The sequence below is a fragment of the Micromonospora sp. NPDC048842 genome (genome assembly GCF_040649935.1).
Lineage (GTDB): Bacteria > Actinomycetota > Actinomycetes > Mycobacteriales > Micromonosporaceae > Micromonospora > Micromonospora hortensis.
Genome location: NZ_JBEZGK010000008.1, coordinates 116,772 through 132,284, shown reverse-complemented (window position 1 = coordinate 132,284; position 15,513 = coordinate 116,772). Strand labels below are relative to the sequence as shown.

General features: G+C 67.1%; 11 protein-coding genes. 8 read left to right on the top strand and 3 right to left on the bottom strand.

What is annotated here, in order from left to right; translation table 11 throughout:
• Positions 1–8 precede the first annotated feature (8 nt).
• Positions 9–4,043 (bottom strand): SdrD B-like domain-containing protein, encoded by a 4,035-nt coding sequence (locus tag AB0C19_RS13950; RefSeq protein ID WP_357184261.1) that lies wholly within the window; start codon positions 4,041–4,043, stop codon positions 9–11.
• 150 nt (positions 4,044–4,193) lie between these two features.
• Positions 4,194–5,099, bottom strand: coding sequence for a hypothetical protein (locus tag AB0C19_RS13945; protein WP_357184258.1), 906 nt, complete (start codon positions 5,097–5,099; stop codon positions 4,194–4,196).
• 206 nt (positions 5,100–5,305) lie between these two features.
• Here AB0C19_RS13945 and AB0C19_RS13940 point away from each other — a divergent pair, with 206 nt between their 5' ends.
• Both AB0C19_RS13940 and AB0C19_RS13935 read left to right on the top strand, forming a co-directional pair.
• Entirely contained in the window at positions 5,306–6,190 is an 885-nt protein-coding gene (locus AB0C19_RS13940; RefSeq protein WP_357184255.1) for a cellulose binding domain-containing protein, read from the top strand.
• A 76-nt stretch (positions 6,191–6,266) separates the two neighbouring features.
• The gene (locus AB0C19_RS13935) at positions 6,267–7,733 is read left to right on the top strand and encodes a hypothetical protein (RefSeq protein ID WP_357184252.1); all 1,467 of its coding nucleotides are present in this window, start codon (positions 6,267–6,269) and stop codon (positions 7,731–7,733) included.
• Here AB0C19_RS13935 and AB0C19_RS13930 read toward each other — a convergent pair.
• Positions 7,726–8,826, bottom strand: a complete 1,101-nt coding sequence (locus AB0C19_RS13930; protein ID WP_357184249.1) for an FAD-binding oxidoreductase — start codon at positions 8,824–8,826, stop codon at positions 7,726–7,728. The two genes, AB0C19_RS13935 and AB0C19_RS13930, sit on opposite strands and share 8 nt — an antisense overlap.
• 220 nt (positions 8,827–9,046) lie before the next feature.
• On the opposite strand from AB0C19_RS13930, the gene AB0C19_RS13925 reads away from it, so the two are divergent.
• The 6 genes from AB0C19_RS13925 (at position 9,047) to AB0C19_RS13900 (ending at position 15,464) form a co-directional block, all read left to right on the top strand.
• Entirely contained in the window at positions 9,047–9,565 is a 519-nt protein-coding gene (locus AB0C19_RS13925) for a flavoprotein (RefSeq protein WP_357184246.1), read from the top strand.
• A 264-nt stretch (positions 9,566–9,829) separates the two neighbouring features.
• Positions 9,830–11,203, top strand: a complete 1,374-nt coding sequence (locus tag AB0C19_RS13920; protein ID WP_357184243.1) for a hypothetical protein — start codon at positions 9,830–9,832, stop codon at positions 11,201–11,203.
• Positions 11,200–11,745 (top strand): GNAT family N-acetyltransferase, encoded by a 546-nt coding sequence (locus tag AB0C19_RS13915; RefSeq protein ID WP_357184240.1) that lies wholly within the window; start codon positions 11,200–11,202, stop codon positions 11,743–11,745. The genes AB0C19_RS13920 and AB0C19_RS13915 overlap by 4 nt, the downstream gene beginning before the upstream one ends.
• Before the next feature lie 348 nt (positions 11,746–12,093).
• On the top strand, positions 12,094–13,692 hold the full coding sequence (locus AB0C19_RS13910; RefSeq protein ID WP_357184236.1) for a restriction endonuclease: 1,599 nt from the start codon (positions 12,094–12,096) through the stop codon (positions 13,690–13,692).
• Between the two features lie 3 nt (positions 13,693–13,695).
• A complete protein-coding gene (locus AB0C19_RS13905) occupies positions 13,696–14,385 on the top strand; it encodes a DUF4433 domain-containing protein (protein WP_357184233.1) in 690 nt (229 codons plus the stop codon).
• Positions 14,382–15,464, top strand: a complete 1,083-nt coding sequence (locus AB0C19_RS13900; protein WP_357184231.1) for a macro domain-containing protein — start codon at positions 14,382–14,384, stop codon at positions 15,462–15,464. Before AB0C19_RS13905 ends, AB0C19_RS13900 begins: the two co-directional genes overlap by 4 nt.
• Positions 15,465–15,513 lie beyond the last annotated feature (49 nt).

Genomic DNA, 15,513 nt, shown 5'->3' with positions numbered 1-15,513 from the left:
CCGCCGTCCTACCCGACCGAGTGGGTCACCACCGCCGTGTAGGTGCCGGCGACCCGCTCGACCGGCAGGACCACCCGCAGTGACGGATTCCACGACACCACGTTCGAGCCGGTGCCGGACCAGCCCGCGGCGACCTGCGACGCGGACAGCCCGATCCCCGGCTGCGGGATGAAGACCCCGTTGCCGCTGCTGGCGGTGGCCGGCCCGGACGAGTAACTGACCAGGCCCCGACCGATGATCGCGGTGTCGGCACCGGTGGTGAAGTCGGTGACGGTCACCGTCGCCTGCCACGACCCGGCCGCCGGTCCGCGGTCGTCGGTCACCGTGACGGTGCCGAGCTGGCCGGAGAAGTCACCGTCCCCCGCTGAGATCGTCCCGAGCGCCGACTGTTCGGGCACGCTGATGCTGAGCCCGACGAGGGCCTCGATCTGCACGGTGACGGCCTGGGTGGCGGAGAGCCCGCTGGCGTCGGTGACCCGCACCGTGAACGGGTAGCTGCCCGGGGTGGTCGGGGTGCCGGCCAGCAGCCCGGTGGTCGGGCCGAGGGTCAACCCCGGCGGGAGCGTGCCGGCGCTCACCGTCCAGGCGTAGGGCGCGGTGCCGCCGGTCACTACCAACTGCACGCTGTAAGCGATGGTCTCCTGCCCTCTCGGCGGGGCCGGGAACGACAGGCTCGGTGGGGCGTTCACCCGGACCGGCGCGGAGGCCGCCGAGGCCGGGCCGGTACCGACGACGTTCGTCGCCGCCACTGTGAAGGTGTAGGTGGTGCCCGGGGTGAGCCCGGTCACCGTTCGGGTGGTGGCGGTGCCGTCGAAGGTGCGCGCGCTCTGCGCCTGACCGTTGACGTACGGCGTGACCGTGTAGGACACGATCGGGCTGCCGACGTAGTCGGGAGCGGTCCAGCTCAGTGTGGCCGAACCCGATCCGGCGTTGGCCGCCGTGATGCTGATCGCGGGCGGCAGCAGCCGGATGCCCTGGTCGATGTCGTTCAGGTTGGCCCCGGTGCCGAGGGTCAGCGGTGCCGTGCTGCCGGTGCTCGGGTCGCCGTCGGAGTCGACGGCGCTGTTGGTGCCCTGCGACCGCTGCGAGAAGCGTTGGTCGGCCCGCAGCGCGGCCGGGGAGAAGGTCACCGTGTAGCTGCCGGCCCGCAGCCCGGTGAAGGCGTACGTGCCGTCGGTCGCTGTCGTCGTCGAGCGGGTGACCGACGCGCCCTGGTCGTTGGTGCCCGACAGGGTGACCGGGAAGCCCGACACGGCCGGTTCACCAGCCTGGCGGATGCCGTCCGCGCTCACGTCGTTCCAGGTCCGACCGCTGATGCCGGAGGAGACCACTGTGACCTGGGTGATCTCGGTGGTCGGCAACGCCACCGGCGTCGTCGTGCCACTGGGGGTGTAACTGCCGGTGCTGGTGTTCACGTACCGGTCCCCGCTCGCGTTGCCGCTCGGGGTGAGGGTGATCCGCACCGAGTCGACGGCCGCGTTCGCCAGGTTGCTGACCACGATGCGCAGAGCTGTGGTGTCCGGCCCGCAGGTCGGGGTGTAGTCGCCGGGGTTGGGGGTGATGGTGCCGTGCGCCCGGTTGGTGCACTGGACCTGCACGCCGGCCGGCGCGGCGCTGCCCGTGTAGGCGAGGGTTCCGGTGAACACGGAGCGACCGTCCCCGTTGTACGGCAGCTCGGTCAACAGCACCAGCGAGGGCACTGTCAACCCACTGATGTTTCGGTACGCCAGCGTGAAGTTGATCGGATCGCCGGCGGTGACCTGCGGGGTGGAGGTCGACTCCGAGAGGGCGAACTGGGTCTGGTTGCGTACCGCGATGGTGTTGCTGGTGGTGCGGCGGGCGAGGTCGATGGCGACGGCCGCGTCCGAGCTGATCACCGCGAGGTTGGTCGCTGCGGTGTTGTCCGAGGCGATGCGCAGCGCGACGGCCTGGAACGTGATCGCCGGGATCGTGACGCCGGGGGTGGTCGCACCGAGCTTGAGCAAGAGCCTCGGGCCGGTCTCGCCGCTGTCGCCGGTGCACGGGATGCCGTCCGCGCCGTGCTGCGCGGCGGTCAGCTCCACGGCCAGCGTGGCGGCGCCGGAGACGTAGCGGGCGCTGCCGGCGACGTAGCTCATGCAGGCGGGAAGGGTGTCGGTGATGGTCACCCCACCGACCGGAGAGGTGGCCGACGTCGCCCGGGTGACGGTGGGCGTCAGGGTGTAGGTGACTGTGCTGCCGGCGGCCACGAACTGTTGGCCGACCGGCAGTCCGTTCGACTGGGTCACCCGCAGCACACCGTCGGTCAGGGTCAGCCGGTTCCCGGTGTACGAGGGGTTGTTGGTCGCCCGGTTGTAGTAGGAGGGTCCCCAGGTTTCGGCACCGCCCAGGCGTCCGCTGTCGAAGTTGGCGATGATCGTGCCGGTCGGGTTGGGCTGGACCTGGAACTGCGGGTGGAAGTAACTCACCTCGCCGTTGCCGATGGTCCAGGTGACTGTGAAGCGGACGGCGTTGACCACCGCGGCGCCGCCGGCGGCTTCGATCGAGCCGTACCAGCTTCCCGTGGCGCAGGAGGTGGTCCGCCGGGCGTTGTCGTCGGGCAGGTTCAGCACGCCGTACTCGACGAGGTATTCGCTGGCGGCGACGACAGTGTTGTTGCGGTACGCCCGCCCGGTCCCGACGATGCGGGTTTCGACGGGGTTCCACTTGTCGCAGATCGCGGCGCCGACAAGGGCCGGTCCGCTGGTGGAGTAGAGCTGGAGCCGGTCGTAGTAGGTCTGCCCGGGTGAGGCGATCCCGTCGCCCGCGGTCCCGTTCGTCGCGTTGCCGGCGGGGAGCCCAGCGGGGGTGTCGGTGGTCCAGAAGTACCCGTTGTATCCGGCCGATCGGGGTCCGAAGGTCGTCGAGAAGCAGTTGTCGTTCGCTCGGGTGGCGTTGGCCGCGACGTAGGTGCAGGTGGCGGCGGCGGGCTCACCGCCCGGTTCGTACCCGGCGCCGAAGTTGGACTGCCCGGTGACGCTTGTCGGGTCGAAGCCCCGGTACTGGATGGTGGACTGGATCGTCGAGGTGCTGTCGCCGCTGGGCACGAAGACGGTGAAGGTGCCGGAGGCCAGGTAGCTGAGCGTGCTCGGCAGGGTGTTGCCCTGGGCACCGAAGGTCGGGCTGGTCCGCCCGGCGAGGTCGGCGCCGGTGATCGTGATCGACACCGTGCGCCCGGTCTGGGTGCACCCGACGGTGCCGGAGTTGACCACCGAGTTCGACGCGGTGGCGTTGGCGACGATCCCGATCCGGCCGTACGGCACGCCGTATCCGCCGTTGCTGACCGGGGCGCAGGAGTCGGCGACGAGGACCGCGTTGGCGGAGATCGCGCTCAGGTCGGCGGTGAACGTCAGTGGCGCGGTCACCAACTCGGTGCCCTTGGCGGTGGTCGGCACTGTCACCACGAAGCTGAACGCGTACCCGCTGCCGCTGGCCCCGCCGACCGACGCGGGCGTCGGGGTGCCGAAGAGGTTGGCCTGCAGGTTGAGCTGGGGAAGAGCGACCACTGTGGTGCTCCGGGTGCCGCCGTTGAGGGCGCCGCCGTTGGCGGTGAGCGAAGCCCCGATGGTCGTCCCGTTCGGCACGCTGCCGCCGATGGTGACGCTGATCGGGACGGTGCCCGCGCCCGTCGCGTCCACGGCGACGGCGCAGGTCAGCGTCTGCCCGTCGGTGCTGAGGTTGCCGCCGCCCGGGCCGGTGCACTGGGCCAGGTTCGACGTGTCGAAGCGGACCAGCGACGGGGCGGTCAGCGTCTGCACGAAGGTGACCGACCCCGCGCCGGCACCGTCGGACGAGTACCCCCAGCCGTAGGTCAGCACGTCCTTGGTGCGTACCCGCCCGTTGTTCGCACCGCTGTCCAGGCTGTCGAAGGGCGCGGCGCCGTCGGAGATGACGGTGAGCGCGACCTGGTTGACGGCGGCTTGGGCCGGCGCGGGCGCGACAACTGTGGTGGTGACCAGGCAGGCGACCAGCACCGAGGCCGCGAAGCCGAACCACCACGACCGGGACCTGCGAATTGGAGACATGAAAGTGAGCAGCCCATTGTTCGAGCGACCATTGTTGGTCTGCGGATTACCGCCCCCACTAAACCATCCGGATCCGACATCCTGCTCTATAACGGACAAACAGCATGGCCGCCCCGATGCTGCCAGGGCGACCACACCGGAGGAACGTCGTTACGGCAAGGCGCAGATGGCGTACGCCGTGTCGGACCAGTTCCCGGCGAACGCGTCCTCCTCGTACGCGCCGGACGCGGCTGACGTCGGCGCGGTCGCGGGGCCACCGTTGGGGCGGAAGTCGTCAACGATGCCCTCGCCGGTCACCCCGTTCAGTTCGTAGCCGGCACCGGTCAGCACCTTCCCGACCGGGCAGGTTGCCGTGACGCTGCGAAAGTCGAGGGAGTTGCTGGCCCCCACGGCCGAGGTGCGCACCAGGCCCGCGAGGGGGTTGGCGCAGATCGCGTACGCGGTGGCGGACCAGTTCAGGGCCGTGGCGTCCGACTCGTACGCGCCGACGGTGACAGCTGTCGGTGCCGTGGCGACGCCACCATTGGGCCGGAAGTCGTCGACGACACCCTCACCGGTGACGCCGTTCAGCTCGTAGCCCGTGCCGGTGAGCACCTTTCCGACCGGGCACGTCGCTGTGACGCTACGGAAGTCGGTCGAGTTGCTGACACTGGTGGTGGCCACCCGGACCAGGCCGGGCACCGGGTTGGCGCAGATCGCGTACGCGGTCACCGACCAGTTGCCCGCGAACGCCTCGGTCTCGTAGGCGCCAACGGTGACAGCTGTCGGTGCCGTGGCGACGCCACCGTTGGGGCGCAGGTCGTCGACGACGCCCTCGCCGGTGACGCCGTTGAGTTCGTAGCCGGTGCCGGTGAGCACCTTCCCGACCGGGCAGGTCGCCGTGACGCTGTGGTAGTCGGTCGAGTTGCTGACGCTGGTAGCGGCGACCCGCACCAGCCCGGGGACCGCGGCGGACGCCGGGCTCGCCGGGACGAGCACCACTCCGGTCGCGACAAGACCGAGCACGAGTACTGACGCTCGGGCGCCGTACCGCCGGCATTTGTTCTGAGCACGCATGTGTTTCTCCCGTCTGAGGCCGGACGGGGCGGCAGGTGCGACACCGACGTCGAGGCCGTTCGTGATGACGGGTTCACGCTAGGTAGCCGCGTGACCAGGCATTATCTCCAAGCCGACTACGTCGCGTAACGGACTGGACCCGTGTTCGGCGTCTCTGGACTGACGGACGATGCGAAGGCATCGATGTTTGTGCATACCATTCGGTCATGCCTGCTCGCCGCGTCGCCGCCACCATCGCCCTCGCCGCGCTGGCGAGCCTCCTCGCCGTCAACGCCGCCCGCGCCGACGGGCCGGCGATCAGCACCCCTGGCGCCCCCACTGTGGTGGCCAACGAACCACATCAGCTCACCCTCAGCTGGACGCCCTCCGCCTGGGTCGAGCCCGGCGCCGAGCAGCCGATCAACTACGAGGTGCAGGTGCCGCTGGGCCCGAACACGTACCGCTTCCTCGGCTCCACGACCGACACCACGATCACGCTGACCGACCTCGCACCCGGCACGACGTACCTGATCGCGATTGCCGCCCGCGCGCTCGGCGGCTACTCCGACACCTCGCCCACCACCACAGTGCGCACCGCGGCGGGTCGCGCGACGGTCAGCTACCTCAACCTGGACTGGTCACCCACGAACAACCAGATCCAGCACCTCCTGAAGGTGACAAACACCGGCACCGCGCCACTCGACCTGAGCACTGTGCGGGTGCGCTACCACCTGCGCTTCGAGGGCGCCAACACCTCGCTGGTGCCGAACTGCGACTGGGCCGCACTGGGCTGCGATCGGATCCGGCAGACCGTGCAGTTCTTCGTCCCGCCGGGCGGGCCGCCCAGCGGGATGACGACGCCAGCGCCGCCGGGTTACCCGATCCCGGGAACGCCGGTCCCCGGCTGGGTGGAGCTGACCTTCACCGACGGCACGCTCGCGCCGGGAAAGTCGACCGGGCCGATCCAACTGCGGCACCATCGGCACAGCTGGAGCAGCATCGACGAACGCGACGACCCTAGCTGGGCCGCCGCCACCGGCCAGTGGACCGCAAACGACCGGATCACGCTGGACGTCGACGGGGTACGCGAGTTCGGCGACACCATCAGTTGACGCACCAACGGCACCGCGTTCTCTGACTGTCGAACGCCTCAGCCCGTGGCTTGACCGGTCACCTTACGATCCGCTCATGCGACGCGAGGAGATAGACGGAGTTACTGTCATCCAACGCGATGTGCCTGGCACCTTGGCGGCGTCGCTGACGTTTGGGTGCGGTGCCCGCGACGAAGAGATCGACTCTATCGGCCTGACCCATCTCGTGCAGCACCTGGTGGACTGGACGGAGGATCACGTCGCGGCGAAGCACGAGGACAACGTCTGGATGAACGACACGTCATTCCTCGCTGGCGGCCCACCAGATCAGGTAGCGGAGCATCTCGCCACCATCTGCTCGGCCATCAGCAATCTTCCGCCCGAGGATCTGTCCGACGCGGTCGCGGACCTCGATGCGGACAGCCGGTACGTCTCGAACATCGAAGATGGTCTGCGCGACCCGTGGGGAGCGCTGCTGTCGCGGCGTTTCGGGCCGAGCGGACACGGCCTGTCGCGCTGGCCCGCAGTGGACTACAAGCTCTTCACGGCGGACGAGATCCGACGGTATGTCGAAAGGTTCTTCACCAGCGGCAACGCGGTTCTCACCCTGACGGGCGAACCGCCTCAGGCGATGCGACTGCCATTGCCCGCCGGCCCGCGAGTCACCCGCAGCACGCCACTCGTCAACAACCACATGGGGCCGATCTGGTACGCCGACGAGGTCCGCGGCGTCGCGCTGACGGTCGGTGTCGAACCCAGCGCGGAAGCTGTCGATCTGATGTGGGCACTGCGGTCGCGAGTCGCTGAGGCAGTAGACGAGGCCGGGGTCGCCACCGGTGCGGAATTCATGTGCGAGGTCGTCGACGGTACGCGGCACGAGCTCGGGTTGAGGGTCACACCAGACTTCGGCAGGAAGGGCAAGAATTTCGACGCCGCCGTCGCGGCGGAGCTGCTCTGGGCCGAGCTGCAACGGCTTGCCGCCGATGGGATCGATCGAGTGGAGATCGCCGACCGGGTGCCAACGCAGCGCATGGCCATGGAGGGCGACAACGAATGGATGCAGTCGATTAACGAGCTGCAACCCTTGGCCCACCAGGAGCTGCTGGGCACGGCTGAGATCTACGGCTCGGAATCACTCAGCGAGCTGACTGGGCTTACTCCGGAAGCGACACGGGACATGGTGTCGGGCTGGCTCTCAAGCGCCATGATCGTCGTGCCGTACCTGTCGAAACCCGACCTTCCTCGCGCCACCGAGGATTCCTGCCCGACCACCCGCTTCGTGCCGGCAGGTGAGGTCGTCAGGCCGCCGTTCTCCAAGCGGTTCCGCAACAAGGGCAAGCTGGTCATCGGCATCGACGCGATTTCCACAGTGGATGACGACGGGAACGTGCACACCGTCCCGCTGTCCCAGGCACTCGTGGTCGAGCGGTTTGGCGTCATCCGGCTCGCCCACCTCGGCCACGGCTGCGTCACCACGATCTCGGACTTCGCTGACGCTGCCGACAAGCTCCGGGCCATCCTGCCGCCGCGGCGTTTCCGCCAGGCCGTCAAGCAGCTCAGTTGAGGCCTTTGGGCAGGTGGATGCGTGCGGCGGGGATGCCGAGTGCGCACAGCCGTGGCCGCGCGTCGGCCAGCATCGCGGGTGGGCCGCAGAGGTAGATGTCCTGGCCGGGCCGGTGATGGTCGAGGGCGATGGTCAGGGCGTCGCCCTGCTCGGCCGGCTCCGCACAGGGGTCGTCGGAGAGGGCCGGCACGATGGTCAGCCAGTCGTGGGCGCATTGCAGCTTGTCGAGGGCGATCGCGTCGTACAGGTCGGTGAAGGTGCGTGCGCCGACGATCAGCGTCACCCGCCGACCGTCCGGTGCGGCGGTGACCTCCTCGACCAGTGCGCGCAGCGGCGCCAGGCCGGTGCCACCGGCGACGAGCAGCAGATCGTTCGTGCTCGCCGGCGCGAGACTCAGCCCGGTGTCGACGGGTGGGCCGAGCCAGAGCAGCTCGCCGAGGCGTACCTCATGGACCAGGCGGTGGGAGACGGTGCCGGCGGGTACGGCGCGGACGTGCAGCTCGACGGTGCCGTCCGCGCGTGGGGCGTTGGCCGGTGAGAGCCAGCGCCAGTGCCCGGGCAGGCGCGGCGTGCAGACCGGCACGGCCTGACCTGGCTGGAAGGGCAGCCGTCGCCAGGGACGTACCGTCAGGATGGTGATGTCAGGCGACGGCCGGTCATGGCCGATCACCTCGACGTGCCACCAGGCCCGGCCGTCCCCGGCCTGCGCGGCGGCGCGGCGGAGGGCGCGCGTGGCGGGGCACAGGGCGCGCTCGGCGGCGATGGTGAGCTGCGGCGTCCACAGGGGGCGCGCGTGGCGGGCCACGGTCGCGACCAGCGCGTCGCCGATGGTGGTGGCGTGCGGGAGCAGGTCGAAGTGACGGTACGCGTGGCCGAGCACCCGGAGCAGCGCCGCCCGGTTCGCCGGGTCGTCGCCGCCGACCAGGAGGCGACCCAACGCGGTGAAGAACAGCGGCGCGTCACGCTGTGGGAGTAGCCCGGGTCGGCGGTCTTCGACTGTGCACCAGAAGTCGCCGGCTGCCCGCACGTCGACCGACTCCCAGGCGGCGGCCAGGCTCCCGCTGGCCGGGTGGTCGTCTTTCACCTCGGGCATGCGGGCTCCAAGTCGTTGATTCATGGGCTGGCACCGGGGCGGGCGGGGAGGAGCTGCGCCGTTGAGGGCCGGCGCAACTCCGGGACAAGGCACCCGCCCCGGGCCATGCGTCGACTGTCGCGTCTGACCAGGCACAACGGCATGTCACGGTGATCGTTGACGGCATACACGATCGGTATGCGGTCGACGTCGCGACAGTCGAATCGGGCAGACTGCGGGCATGACGGAACGTCCGGTGCTGTATCTGGTCGTCTGCGCCGCGGGTCCGGCGGAACACATCGACGAGCTGGTCGACCTCCTGATCGCCGACGGGTGGCAGGTGTGCATGATCGTCAGCCCGACCGCCGCGCCGTGGCTCGACCGGGCGGCGTTGCAAGACAAGACCGGCTATCTCGTACGCGTCGAGTGGCGGATGCCCGGCGACCCGGAGCCGCACCCCCCGGCTGATGTGGTGGTGGCCGCCCCGGTCACGTTCAACACGGTGACGAAGTGGGCGCTGGGCATCAACGACACCCTGGCGCTCGGCGTCCTCAACGAGTCGCTGGGCGCGGGGCTGCCGATCATCGCGTTTCCGCACACCAAGGCTGAGTTGGCCGCTCATCCGGCGTACGCGGGTCACCTGGCGGTGCTGCGCGCTGCCGGCGTGGTCGTGGCGGACGGTAAGCCGCTGGAGTCGGTGAACGGGCCGGGGCGATGGAGCGTCGTTGTCGAGGCGCTGCGGGCGGCGCGCACGTCCTGAGTAGTTGCAGTCCGCTCGCTTTTCGGCGGTCCTTTGACGATATGCGTCGCGCGTATACCAGCGCTCCACGCAGCGTGTTCAATGGATACGCTCGATGAGGCGAGATGGACGGAGCCGCCGGTGACACACGCGAACTGCCCTCGGTGTGGCGGACGGCTGGCCCGGGACAACGACAGCGGACGGTGTACGCCGTGCCAGGCCGCCGAGCGGGACCGGCTGAGCGCGCCACCGAAGGTACCGGCGAGCTTCTGGGAGCACGAGCCGGTGCGACAGGCTCTCGCCGACCGGCATCTGGGGCGGGTGATTCGGGCGTACCGGTGCCATCCGTACCACGGGCGGGTCGCCTTGCCGCAGTCCGTGGTGGCGGGGTGGTTGGGAATCACGCAGGCGCAGCTCAGCCGGGTGGAGAACGGGCCGCCGCTCGTGCACTTGGACCGATTGGCGCACTGGGCACAGCTTCTCGGGATACCCGCGGCGTGTCTCTGGTTCGGTCTTCCTGGCCAGCCTTATCGAGCTGACGACCGCGCCGCAGAAGGCACAGCAGACGATACTTACGCGCATGACGCGATAACTGAGCAGGGCGAACTGCCGGCCATGGCGGTTACCCTGGATGGGGCATCAACCCGAGGGGGTGGCGCTACGGACCGGCGACGCTTCAACGCAATGGCCGCGCTCGCGGGACTCGCCGCAGCCGGTCACCCTTACCTGCTCACAGGCCCTGCCAACGTGCCTCGAAACATCGGCATGGAACAGGTACGACTGGCTAGTTCGCTGGTACAAGATTTCCGGCGGGCTGATGCGGCAGCAGGTGCTGACCAGCTCTGCGACGTTGCCGTCCAGGCTCACGCCAGGCTGTCAACGTGGGCGGCAAGGGCGACCTACAGCCGAGAAGTCGGCGATGCCCTTCAAAGCGCCTTGGCCGACCTCGGTATCCAGGCCGCGTGGCTCGCTACCGATGCTGAACGCAGGCGCGAAGCCAGGCCTTTCCTAAACGAGGCCGTCACCCGCGCCCGGATCGCCGACGACCCTCGCATGGAAGTACAGGCGCTGACCCAGCTTTCCATGCTGCTCCGCGAGAGTCAGCCCGGCGAGTCGCTGCACTGCGCCGAAGCCGCGCTACGCGTGTCCGCTAGATGGGCGACACCTCGACTCACCACACTGCTGCATCTACGGAGAGCACACACATACGCCGTGCTCACAGATGCGAGCGGCTTCAGCCGGGAGATGACCAAGGCCCGCCGCGAGCTGGAGCGCGGACCGCACGAGGATGATCTCGGGTTTGTCGACTTCGTTAACGAGCAGGAAGTGAACGGCATCCAGGGGCTTTCGTACCTCGCGCTGAACAGGCCCGACCGTGCCGCTCAGTCGTTCCGCGCGATCATCGCCAATCCGTCGCCTGGCCATCGACGTAACCAGGTCTACTACACCGTGCACCTCTCGGAAGCCGCATATCAACAGGGCGACGTCAACGAGGCGGCACGCATCGCGCTGGACGTCCTGCCCGCGGTGAGCCAGATGAACTCGGGGCGGATTAGCCGGCACCTTGCGCAGGTGCGCTCGAACCTGGCGGTACCACGGCAGGCGACCACGGCAACGCGCCAGTTCGTCGACGCCTATGACCGAGCGGTCCAGGCATGATCGAGGGCTTGCAGCTACGCCATCACAGCACCGACGAGACTGAGGGGATCCTGGATCAGCTCGTGGACCTCTACCTGGAGGTCTACGCGGGCGGCGGCGAGTTCCACAGCGAGGACCGTTACCGGCGTCAACTCTCCCTACACATGGAGAGGGATGGGTGGGAGATGGTCACCGCGTCGGTCGACGGGGCCTTGGTCGGCTACATCTATGGCTTTCCGCTACCTCCCCAGACACGGTGGTGGGAAGGCATCCACGAGCCTGTGCCGCCAGGGTTCGCCGAAGAGGACGGCACGCGCACGTTCGCGCTCAGCGAGCTGCTGGTGCACCCCGGTTGGCGGCGTCTGGGCATCGCGAGGGTGCTGCATGATGACCTGATCGGCCGCCGGGCAGAGTCCCGAACGACGCTCTTGGCCCGCCCCGACGATGTCGCCGCGCAGACCGCGTACCGCTCCTGGGGCTGGTTCAAGATCACAAAGCTGCAGCCGAATTGGGAAGATGCACCAATCTTCGATGTCTTGGTTCGCAACGCCGCAGGGAGCTAGACCTATTTAAGCGGGCGACTGAGGTGGTCCATGGACTGGGGGAAACGCCCGGAGCGAGTCAGCAATCGGTCCATGGCTGGCATTAAAGGCTACCCGTTTCCCACTTCACTTTGCAGATCTCTCAAGCATCGATGCTAACGGCGGCCACGTGCGGCAACCAGGGTTGCCCCGACCTGCAACGCGCGGATATATCTGTCCGGGATCCGACACTGAGAACGCCGATGAACACGAACAAGGCGGGACGTAACGTCCTACCAGAATCGCGATTACAGCCGCACGGCGGGTATCGGGACGCTCAGTTGCTGGCTATGGTGTCCGGACCGCAGTCGTCGCGATCTTAGGAATGGCGTGGGGATTCTCAAGGAAATGCAGCGGGCGCAGGCTCGCCAGGAGCGCGCCCAAAGGCAGGCTCAAGCCGCCGCCTACCGGCATCATCAGCACCTTCACCGCGAAGCAGATCGCGCCAGGAAGGCCGCAGAGCGTGCGTCCGTCGCAGATGAACGGGAGCGTAAGCGACTCTACGCGGAGGCGCGCAATGCCGAGGTCGCGGCAAACAACTCAGACCTGCAGGCGCGCATAGACGAACTCGACGGCTTGCTGCTGGCCACGCTTGATGTGGACGATCACATTGATTTTCGGCGGCTCCACAAATCTGTAAAGCACCCACCCTTCCAGCCGGGGCCTCTCGGCACCCCCCTGCCACCACCGGACTGGCGACGGTTCGAACCGCTTGCTCCATCAGGCATTGGGAAGCTATTCGGCGGCCAGGCCAAATATCAGCAGCATCTCGCCCAGGCGCACCATGCCTTCGGGCAGGCTCAGGCGCAGCACGCAGCCGCAGAGGCCGAACGGCAGCGCCGGTTGGCTTTCGCGTACCAGGGATACCAGCAGGGCCGGGCGAAAGTCGAGGCCGAGACGAAGGCGCACAACGCCGAGGTCGATCGCTTCGCAGCCGCAGTGGCTGCCGGAGACCCTGCAGCGGTGGTGGATTATTTCGGAATGGTGCTCGGCAACTCGGTCTACCCCGATGACTTTCCCCAGCACTATCGACTGGCATACGTGCCCGAATCGCGGCAACTCGTGGTGGAATACCACTTACCGACATTGGAAGTGGTTCCGGCTGTACGAGAGTACCGCTACGTCAAAGTGCGCGACGAGATCAGCACCGTGGCACGCCCAGCGAAGGAAGTCAAGGAACGTTACGCAAGCACCGTGAGCCAAGTGACTCTGCGGACCATCCACGAACTCTTTGAGTCCGACCGAGCCGGACTGATAGACACGATCGTCTTTAACGGCATCGTCGACACAACCGACCCGCGCACTGGTACTGCTGTTCAACCCTGCCTTGTGACACTCCGGACGACCCGGGAAGTGTTCACCGCCCTGACTCTGCGCAGCGTCGATCCAGCCGCATGCCTGCAACACCTTAACGCCTCGGTGTCGAAGCGCCCCGAGGCTCTTGCGCCAGTTCGACCGGTGCTTGAGTTCGACATGGTGGACAAGCGATTCATCGACGAGGTTGACGTGCTGGCCGACCTCGACCAGCGACCAAACCTTCTAAGGCTGACGCCGAGCGAGTTCGAGAGCCTCATCCAAAATCTATTCACCAAGATGGGCCTCGACACTAGACAAACGCGCGCATCACGGGACGGTGGCGTGGATTGCGTGGCCTTCGATCCTCGACCCATTTTCGGTGGCAAGGTCGTGATTCAGGCGAAGCGCTACCGAAACACTGTAGACGTTTCTTCCGTTCGCGACCTATACGGAACCCTGCAGAACGAGGGCGCATCTAAGGGCATCTTGGTGACAACGAGCGGATACGGCCCCGCCTCATACGAGTTCGCGTCCGGCAAGCCACTAGAGTTGATCGACGGCTCGAACCTGCTCTACCTACTCGCCGAGCACGCAGAAGTTAAGGCCCGCATCGATCCAACAGATTTGGACTGATCCGTGTTGGGGCCACCCAGTCAGCCAGGCCGAGTTAGGATTCTGCACTTCACTCACATTGAGAATTTGCCGGCTATCCTCGCCGTAGGCCGACTCTTCGCCGACAGCATGGTCGGTACGAGGCTGACCACGAACGTGGGGGCTTCCGATATTAAGGCCAGCCGCCGCCGGCGAGCCGTCCCATGCCCTCCAGGTGAAGCGGTGGCCGACTACGTACCCTTCTACTTCGCTCCGCGTTCACCGATGATGTTTCGTATCGCGCGGGAGCATCAGGACGGAACGCAGGGTTGCTACCCAGACGGGGACGACCCGCTGGTCTACCTCGTGAGTTCGCTCGAGAAGGTGGATCAAGCCCAGTTGAGCTGGGTCGCGAGCGACGGCAACTGCGCCGCAACCTTGACAAGATTCTCAGGAGCTCTGGACGACCTTGCCGAACTCGTCGACTGGGCGTTGATGAGCGAGCGGATCTGGAAGAACCTGCCCGAAGACCCCGATCGCGTCCGGCGTCGCATGGCCGAGCTGCTGGTACACCGTGAGTTTCCTCTCCATCTACTGGCCGGCTACGTCGTACGGACACCGGCGCGACAGGAACAGCTGAGGCAGGTCTTACGTGATGCTGGCATCATCGACGCGTACGTTGATGTCAGACCCAACTGGTACTACGGGTTCCGACGGGGGGAGGCACGCGAATGATCGTCATCGCTCACGGCAACCTGCTGACCGCTGACGTCGAGGCCCTGGTCAACACCGTCAACACCGTGGGTGTGATGGGTAAAGGGATAGCCCTGCAGTTCAAGCGCGCCTACCCGGCGAACTATGCCGCCTACCGGGCAGCCTGCGCCACCAAAGAGGTCAAACTAGGCCAGATGTTCCTGTTTGATTCAGCCCTCCTAGGCCCTAGACGTTACGTGATCAACTTCCCGACCAAGGGCCACTGGCGCACCAGTTCGAAGTTGACGGATATCAAGGACGGCCTCAACGACCTCGTTCGCCTCGTCCGTGACCATCGGATCTCCTCGCTCGCTGTGCCCGCGCTGGGATGCGGTAACGGAGGGCTGGACTGGGAGGAGATCCGGCCATTGATAGAGCGGAGCTTCGCTGACCTACCAGAGGTTCGGGTTCTACTGTTTCCGCCGGAAGGTGCTCCCAACCCCTCGGACATGCCAGTGGCAACGACCAAGCCTCCGCTGACTCCTGGCCGTGCCACCCTCCTCTGCGCCATCGAGCGCTACCTCGATCGGGCAGGGGCGCTGGAGCCTCGTGATGGGGTGACCGTGCTTGAGATCCAGAAGATCGCTTACTTCCTTCAGGTTTTGGGGCAGCCGCTCCGGCTAGAGTTCAACCGGGGGCGGTACGGACCTTATGCCGATAATTTGAACCAGGTTCTCGACCGACTTGAAGGGCATTATCTGACCGGCTTTGGCGACCGCAGCGCCCGGGTCGAAGATTTCCAGCCGATCCGCCTGACTGCCGGAACGACGGAGGCCGTGTCGGCTTGGTTGGAACCAAACGGCTGCTCGCCAACAAGGCATTCGCTAGAACAGCTGGCGAGCTTGGTTGAGGGCTTCGAGGCACCATACAGTCTCGAATTGTTGGCCACTGTGCACTACGCCGCCGAACTGACTCCTCCGACCAACGAGCTCAGTGAGTTAATCGAGCGAGTTCAGGCTTGGAGTGGCCGCAAGGCGAGGCTGTTCACCCCAGCGCATATCCGGGTGGCGTACGAACGCTTGCAGTCTGCAGGATTGCTTCCTGTGCTGGCCACCACCTAGATACATCATGCTTCGGGTCCACGCCCCGGCGCTCTAGCTGATTAGCTGT

Coding starts and splice junctions, on each gene's coding strand:
- AB0C19_RS13950 (WP_357184261.1), bottom strand. CDS start 4,043: ATGTCTCCAATTCGCAGGTCCCGGTCGTGGTGGTTCGGCTTCGCGGCC.
- AB0C19_RS13945 (WP_357184258.1), bottom strand. CDS start 5,099: ATGCGTGCTCAGAACAAATGCCGGCGGTACGGCGCCCGAGCGTCAGTA.
- AB0C19_RS13940 (WP_357184255.1), top strand. CDS start 5,306: ATGCCTGCTCGCCGCGTCGCCGCCACCATCGCCCTCGCCGCGCTGGCG.
- AB0C19_RS13935 (WP_357184252.1), top strand. CDS start 6,267: ATGCGACGCGAGGAGATAGACGGAGTTACTGTCATCCAACGCGATGTG.
- AB0C19_RS13930 (WP_357184249.1), bottom strand. CDS start 8,826: ATGCCCGAGGTGAAAGACGACCACCCGGCCAGCGGGAGCCTGGCCGCC.
- AB0C19_RS13925 (WP_357184246.1), top strand. CDS start 9,047: ATGACGGAACGTCCGGTGCTGTATCTGGTCGTCTGCGCCGCGGGTCCG.
- AB0C19_RS13915 (WP_357184240.1), top strand. CDS start 11,200: ATGATCGAGGGCTTGCAGCTACGCCATCACAGCACCGACGAGACTGAG.
- AB0C19_RS13900 (WP_357184231.1), top strand. CDS start 14,382: ATGATCGTCATCGCTCACGGCAACCTGCTGACCGCTGACGTCGAGGCC.